This is a genomic window from Brevibacillus brevis (assembly GCF_022026395.1).
GTDB lineage: Bacteria > Bacillota > Bacilli > Brevibacillales > Brevibacillaceae > Brevibacillus.
In genome coordinates this window covers 3,216,460-3,227,861 of record NZ_CP041767.1, presented here as the reverse complement: position 1 = coordinate 3,227,861, position 11,402 = coordinate 3,216,460, and the positions used below count along the sequence as shown (strand labels likewise).

Annotated in this window: 10 protein-coding genes; 9 read left to right on the top strand and 1 reads right to left on the bottom strand. The window is 47.7% G+C overall.

Annotation, left to right across the window (positions count from 1 at the left end):
• Positions 1 to 9: 9 nt before the first annotated feature.
• The 9 genes from FO446_RS15395 (at position 10) to FO446_RS15355 (ending at position 9,842) form a co-directional block, all read left to right on the top strand.
• Positions 10 to 1,074: an Ldh family oxidoreductase gene (locus FO446_RS15395; protein WP_237898443.1), complete on the top strand. Its 1,065-nt coding sequence runs from the start codon at positions 10 to 12 to the stop codon at positions 1,072 to 1,074.
• A gap of 80 nt (positions 1,075 to 1,154) precedes the next feature.
• On the top strand, positions 1,155 to 1,547 hold the full coding sequence (panD, locus tag FO446_RS15390; protein WP_173607726.1) for an aspartate 1-decarboxylase: 393 nt from the start codon (positions 1,155 to 1,157) through the stop codon (positions 1,545 to 1,547).
• Positions 1,548 to 1,585: 38 nt separating this feature from the next.
• Positions 1,586 to 2,278, top strand: a complete 693-nt coding sequence (locus tag FO446_RS15385) for a YheC/YheD family protein (protein WP_217366845.1) — start codon at positions 1,586 to 1,588, stop codon at positions 2,276 to 2,278.
• A gap of 181 nt (positions 2,279 to 2,459) precedes the next feature.
• Entirely contained in the window at positions 2,460 to 3,806 is a 1,347-nt protein-coding gene (gene brnQ, locus FO446_RS15380) for a branched-chain amino acid transport system II carrier protein (protein WP_237898441.1), read from the top strand.
• Between the two features lie 131 nt (positions 3,807 to 3,937).
• The gene (locus tag FO446_RS15375) at positions 3,938 to 5,143 is read left to right on the top strand and encodes a DUF418 domain-containing protein (protein ID WP_237898439.1); all 1,206 of its coding nucleotides are present in this window, start codon (positions 3,938 to 3,940) and stop codon (positions 5,141 to 5,143) included.
• A 221-nt stretch (positions 5,144 to 5,364) separates the two neighbouring features.
• Positions 5,365 to 6,777, top strand: coding sequence for an FMN-binding glutamate synthase family protein (locus tag FO446_RS15370; protein WP_237898437.1), 1,413 nt, complete (start codon positions 5,365 to 5,367; stop codon positions 6,775 to 6,777).
• A 6-nt stretch (positions 6,778 to 6,783) separates the two neighbouring features.
• Positions 6,784 to 7,578, top strand: a complete 795-nt coding sequence (locus tag FO446_RS15365) for a YqjF family protein (RefSeq protein ID WP_237898436.1) — start codon at positions 6,784 to 6,786, stop codon at positions 7,576 to 7,578.
• 127 nt (positions 7,579 to 7,705) lie between these two features.
• A complete protein-coding gene (locus FO446_RS15360; protein ID WP_237898434.1) occupies positions 7,706 to 8,881 on the top strand; it encodes an acyltransferase in 1,176 nt (391 codons plus the stop codon).
• A gap of 61 nt (positions 8,882 to 8,942) precedes the next feature.
• On the top strand, positions 8,943 to 9,842 hold the full coding sequence (locus tag FO446_RS15355; protein ID WP_221868506.1) for a DMT family transporter: 900 nt from the start codon (positions 8,943 to 8,945) through the stop codon (positions 9,840 to 9,842).
• Positions 9,843 to 9,975: 133 nt separating this feature from the next.
• On the opposite strand, the gene FO446_RS15350 is transcribed toward FO446_RS15355, so the two are convergent.
• Positions 9,976 to 11,283: an aminotransferase class I/II-fold pyridoxal phosphate-dependent enzyme gene (locus FO446_RS15350; protein ID WP_237898433.1), complete on the bottom strand. Its 1,308-nt coding sequence runs from the start codon at positions 11,281 to 11,283 to the stop codon at positions 9,976 to 9,978.
• Positions 11,284 to 11,402 lie beyond the last annotated feature (119 nt).

Sequence of the window (11,402 nt, the reverse complement as noted above, 5' to 3'; positions counted from 1 at the left end):
AAAGAGAAGATGCACCCTGCACTCTTTCATTGGAAGCGTTTGGAGCAAGTCGTAACAGAAGTGCTTGTTCAGGCAGGTGCCAAACATAAGCACGCAAGGCTTGTCGCAGAATCTCTCGTCCATGCTGATTTGCGCGGCATCGAATCCCATGGTTTAGCGAGGCTGCCGATCTATATCCAACGAATCGAAGCAGGCTTGATTGAATTGAATGATGAACCAGTGGTATGGAAACAGGAAGGAGCAACAGCACTGGTAGACGGCAAAAACCAACTGGGTGCGGTCGTCGGGGTTGCGGCATTGGAGGAAGCGATCAAGTTGTCGCAGCAGATGGGAATCGGGGCAGTAGGTGTTCGTCATTCCAACCACTTTGGCTCCTGTTCGTACTATGCAGAACGAGCGATAACAGAAGGGAGGATTCTTCTGGTCCTTTCCAATGCCCCCGAAGCCATGGCGCCAACAGGAGGGATTCGCCCTTTTTTCGGAACGAATCCGATTGCAGTGGGGATACCGGCAGGGAAAGAACCATCCTTTTTGCTAGATATGGCTACAAGTGTCGCTGCCAGAGGAAAAATCGCCTTAGCCGTTAAAAAAGGAGAATCCATTCCTGCGGATTGGGCCATCGACCCCAATGGGAATGAAACGACTGATCCCACACAAGCCTTGCTAGGCTCACTTTTGCCAATCGGGGGAGCAAAGGGTTATGGATTGGCGATGTTCATCGATATCTTGTGTGGGCTGCTCACGGGTGCTGCGACAGGGCCACATGTAAAAAGCCTGTATGACAATTGGGACGATCCACAAAATGTTGGACATCTATTCTTGACAGTGGATATTGAACGATTTATGCCACTCCCCGATTTTTGTGCCAATATGGATGCCTACATTCGTGAGGTGAAAAGCGTACCTACGAAAGAAGGTGTATCCGAAATTTTCATTCCTGGGGAGATCGAGAGCCGAAAAAAGCAAGAACGTTTGGAAAACGGTATCCCGTTCGATCCGAATCTGACAAAAGAACTCAGCCAATTATGCCGCACCTATGGAGTCGATTTGCGCGCTGCGTATCATACCCCCTAACTTTCCTTTCGCAGGAGGTTTCCTGGACAATCCATCGGACATAGACTAATGTCATCGGTTTGGAAAGGAGTGAACCGCTTATGCAGCGACACATGTGCAAAGGCAAAATTCACAGGGCGACAGTTACGCAGGCCGAACTGGATTACGTGGGGAGTATCACAATTGACGTTGCTCTCATGGATGCGGCAGATATCAAGCCTTATGAAATCGTGCAAATAACCAGTTTGCGGAATGCCACGCGCTGGAAAACATACGCGTTACCCGGAGCGTCGGGTAGCGGAGTCATCTGTCTGAACGGTCCGCCTGCCCACTTATTCTCGCCAGGAGATCTCGTCATCATTTTGAGTATGGGCATGTACGATGAATCCGAGGTCGAACAGCTCGTTCCCAAGGTCGTGTTTGTGGACGGACAGAATCGTATCACGAAAATAGAGGAGCATCATCTGATAAAGAATGGAGAGACACTGCCATAAAACCGCCAAACGTTGGAAAATGGGGCAAGCATAAGCACTTGGTTAAAGACGAACTTTTGCAGGAGTATTTGCCCAAAACCCGCGTGTACTCTCCTGAAGAGCTATGGCAGTATGCAGAAGCGTTTACACACGTGATGCTGAAGCCTTCGGGAGGCGGCGGTGGGGCAGGAATTATTCAAGTAACGGCACGTGGAGAAGAGAAGTATTTGGTCCATAGCGGGAGTCGTCAGCGTCTCGTAGAGGGGAAGGAGGCCACGATCCGATACGTGGAATCGTTGTTTCGACCAAAAACATACCTGCTCCAGCCACGTATCCCACTCGGTAGAATCAACGGCAAGCCTTTTGATGTACGTGTCATGATCCAGCGCAGGAACAACAAGGAGCCTTGGGTGATAACAGGGTGGTGTGCAAAGCTAGCAGGTCCGGGCTATGTCGTGACAAATGTGGCTCGCAGCCGTGGAAAAGTTTTGCCTATCCAGACGGCAATCAAGCTGTCCAATATAGAAGCAGGCCCGCACCTCTTGCGTGATATCCGCATGATAGCTACGGCGGTAGCGAATCGATTGGGAAGAGCCTATCCGACACTCCGGGAGATCGGTTTGGACTTAGGGATTGATGTGGATGGCAAACCGTGGATTATTGAGGCCAATTTCCGCCCTTCTCTTTCTCTCTTTCAAAAGCTGGAGGATAAGACCTTTTACAAACGAATTGTTTCCATGCGAAAACGATAAGAGGAAGACCACTTGTCGAGGTTGCTCAAACGGTAAGATATGGGCAGGTGGTTTCCTCTTTTTTCTATTACGAATGAAGTGTGAAAAATCTTTCAATTACAACTATGGCGTTGCTACTAGCGAAGGAGCGCAAAAGTTGATAGAATGCCTCTCAATAAGATGGGAGGTAATATACACGTCGATGATAACTTTGTCTAAGAAAGAGATGCTGCTGGTCAGTTTTATGCTGTTTTCGATGTTTTTTGGTGCAGGAAACCTTATTTTTCCACCCTATCTGGGTCAAGAGGCTGGTTCCCTTGTTTGGCTGTCGATTGCAGGCTTTGTACTATCTGCTGTTGGTCTTCCTATTCTTGGTGTGATTGCTATCGCAAAGGCAGGGAGCTTTTACCAATTGGCAAGTCGTGTTCATCCAAACTTTGCTCTTATTTTTCCTATTTTGATTTATGTGTCGATTGGACCCGCACTTGCCATCCCGCGTGCAGGTAGCCTCGCGTACGAGATGGGAATGGCGCCATTTCTGCCGGCGCAAGCCGTGAATTCCCCTTGGAGTCTTTTCCTCTATACGCTCGTATTCTTTGGCATTGTCTTTTGGTTCAGTCTGACTCCTTCCAAATTGATTGATCGCTTTGGGAAAATATTGACGCCTACACTGTTGACAATGATTGCTTTGATCTACGTCAAGAGCTTATTCACACCACTTGGTCCAACGGGGGTACCAGCAGGAAAATATGCAACCAATCCGGTTGTGCAAGGTTTTCTGGACGGGTATTTAACGATGGATGCTTTGGCTGCACTCGTATTTGGAATCGTGATCGCCAATACACTGCGGAGCAAGGGAATCGAGGACAAGAAGCAACTGTCTGCGAATATGATTAAAGCAGGTCTCGGAGCAGGAATGTTGCTGACATTCATCTATGTCATTTTGGGATTGCTTGGTTCATCCGGTGCCTCTTTAGGAAGACCGGAGAATGGCGGGCTACTCCTGACAGCAATCATGAGGCAGCTATTTGGGACAAGCGGTACGCTGATTCTTGGTGTCATCTTTACCGTTGCGTGCCTCTGTGTATCCATTGGACTCGTAACTTCTTGCAGCCAATACTTTCATGGACGATTCAAAGGTTTGTCTTACAAAGGATGGGCGATTATTCTCTGTGTCCTGAGTATGGGGGTCGCAAACCTGGGACTATCGGAGATTTTAAGTGTATCTGTCCCCATTCTGGGAGCTATTTACCCGATTGCTATCGTACTCATTTTGCTGGCGCTGCTGGAGCGCTGGATACCTGCGCATTCGTCTGTGTATATGACGACTGTCGCAGTTGTGACGGGTTTTGGTGTCGTAGATTTGATGAATCTTACGTTTTTTAATCAGGGCTGGAACGATATTTTGGGTGTCCTTCCGTTTTATAAGGAAGGTGCCGGTTGGATCATGCCAGCGATATTTGCTGGTTTTGTCGGTGTTCTGCTCGACCTTCGGAAAAGGACAAACCGCACAGGAACAGGAACAACAACAACTTCCCCATCAAAATAAGGCAGCATGTAGAGAGGGCTTCGTTTTTGCGAAGCTCTTTTTGTTGTGGAAGAAGCATTTGTTACTTTTTCCGAGGTTCATCCGTATTAAAAGTGTTAAAGCTTAAGCAGCAGTTGAGGAGGTTCATTAACGTGAAAGTAGCACCTGTAGCGGAAGGTGAGCGCATTCGACAGCTAGATGGGATTAGAGGCTTTGCTCTTCTGGGGATTGTGCTGGTGAATATGCCGTCATTTTTATATCCCATCATGTTCTTGCCAGATGCAGGGATGGTCAATACCCATTCGGAAATGGATAGTTGGATACGGCTTTTGTTTAACATGTTTGTACAGGCGAAGTTTTACACCATCTTTTCGTTTTTGTTTGGGGTAGGTTTTTTTCTGTTTATGCATCGCGCCGAGAGCAAACAGTTGCCTTATCGGAGTCTGTTTACTCGCAGATTATTCGTGCTGCTGATTGTGGGGATGGTCCATCTTGTTTTCCTCTGGTACGGAGACATTCTTAATACGTACGCCTTAGCTGGTTTTCTTTTGTTGCTGTTTTACCACAGGCAAGAAAGTACGATCAAGAGATGGGCGTGGACGCTTTTGATTGGTATGCAGGCCCTCTCTGCTCTGACTCTGACCGTTCCTGAGGAGCTCGTTCCTATACCAGATCAATCACTGCTCATTCAAAAAGCTATCGATGCTTATACCAATGGGTCGATGATCGAGTGGTTGCAATTCCGGGTTGGTTACGAAATTCCGCTCGTTCTTTCCTTTGAGTTTTTTGTCATTCTATCGGTATTTCCTCTCTTTTTATTCGGATTCTTGGCAGCCAAGCGGGGAGTATTCGAGAGGACGGAAGATTTTATTCCAGCCATCCGCCGCGTTTGGTGGCTCGCACTGGGCCTGAGTGTTGTGCTTGTACCAATGATTCCTCTTGTTCAGTTTGGCGTTGTAAAATTTCCTGCCTCAATCTGGATCACCGTTCAAACATTTGTTACATGGAGCGGTCTTAGTCTATGCGCTTTTTACATCACATCACTGCTGCTTCTTTATCGGAAAGAGAGCGGCAAGCGCATGCTAAAGCATTTCGAACCGGTCGGCAGAATGGCGTTAAGCAACTATTTGAGCCAAACCATCATCGCCGTGTTGGTTGTGCGTGTTGGACATTTTTACGGAACGCCTGCGTTGGCTCTCGGATTGGTGTTTAGCTTGGTAATCTTCACTGTGCAAATCTTCGTTAGTCGCTGGTGGCTTGCCAACTATCAGTTTGGTCCGGCAGAATGGCTTTGGCGCTGCTTGACATACGGTAAATTTGTACCAATGAAAAGAAAAGGAGGATCTCATGCGATTTGACACTCTCATGACAATTGCTGTCGTGCTTGTGCTGACGTCCTGTTATTTTTATTTGTGGAGAAGGCTTGGCTCGAAAACGTCCAGTTAATTTGGACGTTTTTTTGTACCTTCAGCGTCAGGGCAGAGCATCGGATAAAAGTGGAAGGATTGGGGCAAAATTTTCCTATCTCATAACCCGAGTAAGTAATAGCAGCGCTCTGACAGTAGGAAGGAGAAAGAGGATGGCGGGCAACTGGATTCCGTTTTTGATCGGCTCCTTTGTAGGATCGATGGCAGCACTCATCGTGGTGGGACTGCTTTTGATCTGTCTTTTTCGTCCTCTTACCCAGTGGGTGCTCGCCAAGTTTATGAAGCGCATTATGTCAGACCGCTATCCGGAAAATATTTTTGAGATGGTCTCTGCAATGACCAAAGTCAGTCCACGTTACGTCCTGGAGAACAGCTTGCGAGCAGCTGCTGGACAAGCTATCGAGCGTCCTTTCGGAAGTCCACGCAAGTTCTTGAACTTCGATAGCTTGATATTTTCGCCTGCACAGCTGGCGAAGATGCCTTCGAGTGAGGATACAGAAGTGGATATGAAAATCACGATTGGACCGATGGCAAAAAAGCCGTTAACTTTGGACATTCCGCTCATGGCAGGGGCCATGGGATACGGTATCGGTGTAAGTGAGGATGTGAAAATCGCGATTGCAAAAGGAACGGCCGCCGTGGGGAGTTTGACGAATACGGGTGAAGGTCCATTACTGCCGGAAGAAAGGAAATTCGCCAAACATCTGATTCTCCAATACAACTCGGGAAAGTGGGCAAAGGAGCCGGAAATTTTGCGACAGGCGGACGCCATCGAAATCCATTTTGGGCAGGGGGCGACTGCAGCTGCCGCGAGCTTTATCCCCGCTGAATATATCAAGGGAAGAGCTGCTGAAATCATGGGGGTTCAGGATGAAGAAATGATCGTCATTCCTTCGCGGCATCCGGAAGTAACAAAGCCGGAGGATCTAAAGAAGCTCGTAGACAAGCTGCGCACCATAACAGACGGCGTTCCGATCGGCGTCAAAATCTGTGCTAGTGCCATTCTTGAAAAAGACCTGGAGATTGTCATCCAAGCCGGTGTAGATTTTATCAGTATTGATGGCGGGCAAGCAGGGACAAAAGGAGGACCTCCCATCCTGGAGGATGATTTCGGTTTGCCGACGATTTATGCGCTTACCCGCGCTGTACGCTATTTGAAGAAAAAAGGTGTAAAAGAACGAATTACCTTATTGTCCGGGGGCGGATATAATACCCCGGGGGAGTGCTTGAAAGCGATTGCTTTGGGAGCAGACGGCATCTTTATGGGGACGGCTGTTTTGTGGGCGATGACTCATGATCAGGTGACAAAAGCCATACCGTGGGAACCACCGACAGAGCTAACCACCTATCCAGGAAGCTTGAAAAACAAATTCGACCCCGAATCAGCCGCGAAATATTTGACTAACTTTTTTCTTTCGTTTGTGGATGAGATGGAAATTGCCATCCTCGCGCTGGGGAAAACGTCTCTTCGTGAAGTGACCGCTGCGGATCTCGTCTCACTCGATGAGATGACGAGCAAAGTGACGAAAGTACCCCTTGCCTATCATTCATCCTCTTCCAGTTAGAATCGCTTGATCGACGTACGAATGGGAGGGATTCGTATCGAACAGAAGATCATCCAAATCAAATCGCCCGCACAGTATAACGGATGGACCATGACGCAGACGTGGGAGCATCTTCTTTTTTTACATTGGGCAATTTCCCCAGCGTCTATTCGAGCACTGATTCCAGCAGGACTTGAACTCGATACCTACGATAACATGGCTTGGATCAGTATTATCCCGTTTTTGCTGAGTGGCGTGCGTCTGCGTAGGATGCCATCCGTACCATTCACGACGACTTTTCCTGAAATCAATGTTAGAACGTATGTGAAGGGGAAAGGGAAGACGGGCGTGTATTTTCTTTCTCTGGATGCGTCGAATCCTTTAGTGATCAAGATTGCAAAATTTTGGTACCGACTGCCGTATTATCGGGCCCAAATGGCTTTTCAACGCCAAGGGGATGTGATCGATTTTACCTCTCGACGACTATCTGGTCTACCTCAGTCACCCTCGTTCGAAGGCAACTACCAGCCTCTCAGTGACAAGTTTTTGGCCAAAGAGGGAACGCTGGTTCATTGGCTAACAGAGCGATACACGCTCTTTTGCAGGTGTAGCAGAACGAAGCAATTGATGTTTGCGGATGTAGTACACGAGCCGTGGCAGCTACAGGAGACATCCTTTCATATTCGTGAAAACGCGATGACCGAAAACCTGTCGATCCCACTCACGGATTCTCCACATCTAGCACTGTATTCACGTGGGGTACAAAGTCTGATTTGGCCGATTCGAAGTCTAGCGGATCTATCTCCGGATCAAGGTGGATAGTAGTGACTGATACTGCTCCAAAGGGTATCAGTCTTTTTGATTTGAGGCTTGCCAGACTGACTTTTGGTCGGTAAGATGGAAGGTAGCACTTTTTTTCGTAAAAACAGGAAGGATCTGGTATTTGGTTATGGCTCGAAAAGAACGAATTGGTGAGTTGGATCTGATCCGGGCCTTTGCATTCTTGGCTGTGGTTTATCAGCATGTCATTGGTGTGTACATCCGTGAGCCGGGTCTGACAGAGCAGGTGTCGATCATCTACGGAATGATGTTTCATTTGCTAAAATTCGCGGTACCAGCATTCATTTTCATCACGGGTCTTGTTTTGTTTTACAACTACGCTGAAAAAGTGAACTATATTTCCTTCACGCGTAAACGGATAACCGAGATTTTGGTCCCGTATGGAATATGGTCGGTGGTCTATCTTTACTTGATGGAGAAGCCTTTGGGTGAGGGAGCAGCGTTCGTTTGGAATGTAAGCAAAAATTTCCTGACAGGTACATCCTCGTATCATCTGTGGTTCGTCGTGATGATTTTTCAGTTCTATCTTTTGTATCCGTTTTGGCAAAGAGTATTTGAACTTTTCCGCAGATTCGTGACAAGCCGCTTTCGTCTCGTTCTCGCTCTTGGTGTCACCGGATTGATTTATGGGGGCCTCATGTGGTTTTCAGCGCGGTACATCCCGGCGCACGGTTTTCGGTTCGATATGAATTGGCTTGATACGTATTTCATCAAATACCGTGATCGAAATGCGTTCTATTATTTCTATTACTTTTTGTTCGGTGGTTTGGTCGCCTTCACGTTGCCTGCATTTCGTGCCATGCTAAAAAGATACTGGTACTGGATCATCATTTCAGTTGGTGTCCTGTACGCAGTCATTGGCTATGAGCTTTTCCGTGAATCAGGGCAAGGCCAAATCAATTTAAACGAAGCGACATCCTTGAAACCGTCCATGTTCCTCTATACGATGGCTTGCTTGCTGGCTGTGTACGCTCTCTGCCTATGGGTGAGCAAAAAGCAGTCCAAATGGACACATTGGCTAGGACTCCTTGGGAAGTATTCGTACGGAGCTTATTTGATTCATGCGCTGATCTTGACATACTTGATGAAGTTTTTGCGCGAGCTTCAGCTTTTTCACACGGGCGTGTGGGGGAGTATGGTAGCATTCGTCTTGTGCTCCATTCTTTCATTTGCCGTATCATATGGGCTCGGAAAACTGCCGTTTGGTTCCTGGCTAGTGGGGGCAGCAGAGAAAAAGACAAAAAAAGTCCCGTCCTCTCAAAAAGAATGGCAAAACGCAGGGTAATCGCAGGCAGTTTGGCCAGATGCAGAGAATTGTTGGAGCTTGAAGGGAGAAGCGAGACGTCATGCTGTTAGCTTACATACAGTTAGCCATGGCTATGGCCTTGGTCGGAAGCAACATCTCCATCGGAAAAGAAATTGTTTCCCATGTTCCCGTGTTTTTGTTTTCGGAGCTGCGCTTTTTGCTCGCGATTGTCATCCTATTGCCGTTGCTCGCTATGCGTGGCGAATGGAAAATGTCTTGGAGCCGTGAGGAAGGCAAGGTGTTATTCTGGCAGTCGTTTTTTGGCGTTTTTTTGTTTAGTATTTGCATGTTGTATGGCGTTCAGTGGACGACTGCTACTGCCGCCGGTATCATTACGAGTACGGTACCTGCCTGCATCGCTTTGTTTTCGTTCTGGATTCTCAAGGAAAAATTACACGCCAACAGCTTAGTGGCGATCGGTCTTTCTGTGGGCGGCATCGGCTTCATTACGTTCACAGGAAGCGGAGGGGAGCAAAACTGGGTAAGCATGCTTGGAAATTTGCTCGTGTTTTTTGCGGTCGTCAGCGAAGCGCTTTTCACGATTTTCGCCAAAAGACTGTCTGGGAAAATTACGCCTTTTCAAATGACGACTGCGATTAATGTCATCAGCTTTGTCTTGTTTCTTCCGTTTGCGATCTGGGAAAGCTTGCGGTTTGATTGGAGTGCCGTACCTGCACATGTATGGTGGCTTCTTGTGTACTATGCGTTTACGGCCAGCGTCTTATCTTTCTTTCTCTGGTACAAAGGAGTGGAGAAGGTGGAGGCTTCCAAAGCGGGCCTGTTCACCGGAATGATGCCGATAAGCGCTGCTCTCGTGGCTGCCTTTTTCTTGAACGAAGCATTTACTTGGATGCATGGGGTGGGGATGATCCTGGTGCTCGCCTCCATTTTTATCGGAACACAGCAGCCTCGTCGTATGCGTTCGTCGATTGAAAGCTAATAAAATAGCATGATGGAACAGGTCTCGGAAACCCTCGTATTTATACTTCTTGGGTATTCGGGGCCTTTTTGAAAGAAAACGAAAAGCGCCCAGACACGAGGTCCAGACGCTTGTTCAATAGAGCAAGCTACATTTATTTGGTCAATGCCTTTTCCAAATCTTTCACACCGCTGTATACTAGTTCGAACAAGTCCGCAATGTTTTCTTCTTCAATGCAAGAGAAAGCGATACGCAAATCGGTTTGACCGAGAGCGATTGTACCTACGCCATACTGTTCCAGCAAGTGCTGGCGCAATGCTTCCGCTTCGACAGTCTTTAGCTTGAGGCACATGAAGTAGCCGGAGTTGAATGGATAGTAGGTCCACACGTCATCGTATTTACCGCTGTCGAGCACTTCCTTGGTGCGGTTGGCGCGGCCTTTCATGATATCGAATTTCTCTTGCTTCTGTGCTTTGTACTCCGGTGCAGTGATTGCCTGCAGGACGAACGTTTGGGAAGGATGTGATCCGCTGGAAAGAGTCGCACGGATGATTCCCATTGTCTTCTGCTCCAAAGCGCTGAGCAAGTCGCTGGATGGGGATGCATACGTAATGAAGCCAACACGGAAGCCCCATACGTAATCCTCTTTAGTAGCCCCATCTACTTTTACAGGCAGAATGCGAGGGTGAACGTCGCACAGGCTAGCGAAGAGAGAGTCGTGCATCGAATCCTCGAAGAACAAGCCGAAGTACGCGTCGTCCGTTACAGCAACAATGTTGATCCCAGCCTCTGCGCCTTCTTTTAGTGCAGCGACGATTTGTTTTCCTTCCTCTGGACCTGGTGTATAGCCAGTTGGGTTATTCGGGAAGTTGAGTACGACGATGGCTTTGCCTTTGTCTTTTTGTGCGAGAATGGCATCACGCAAAGCAGCAGCATTAAATTTCATCTCGTCGTTATACAATGGGTAGTAGACCATTTTCGCACCACGGCGGATCGAAAACGTAAGCTCGTAGTTTTCCCAGTTTTTGTCCGGGATGATGACGCTGTCGCCGCTGTCAGCGAACAAGTCAGATACGATGCTCAGACCATGGGTCAATGCGTTTGTAACGATTGGGTTACTAAACGTATGATTAGCCAGTGCAGGCTGTTCCTCGATCATTTTTTTACGCCATGCTGCACGCAGCTCAGGCTTTCCTGCTGGGGGAGCATATTCGTAAATGTCTTTTGGCTGGTAAGCAGACAGGTTATCCTGGATGACCTTAAGGTGCATCGGTTGACCATTTTCCAGTGCAATCCCGATGGTTGCATTGTACTTTTTTGCTTTTGCTTTCGCTTCTGCCGACTGGCTGAGAATCCCCTCTTTAGGGAAATAAATCAGCTTGGCGATATTGGATAGCATTTCATACACGTGCGGGTTTTCTCGTTGGATGGTTTCGTTCAGCGTTGATGCTAATGAATGCATGGTAGCCTCCCTTTTCATATACAAACATCTATCTTTACCAATAAAGATAGCGTATCTACATGCATTTGTCACCCTTGCCCAACGGGATATTTCAGATTTTGCGAGGTTCCTTTTGACAG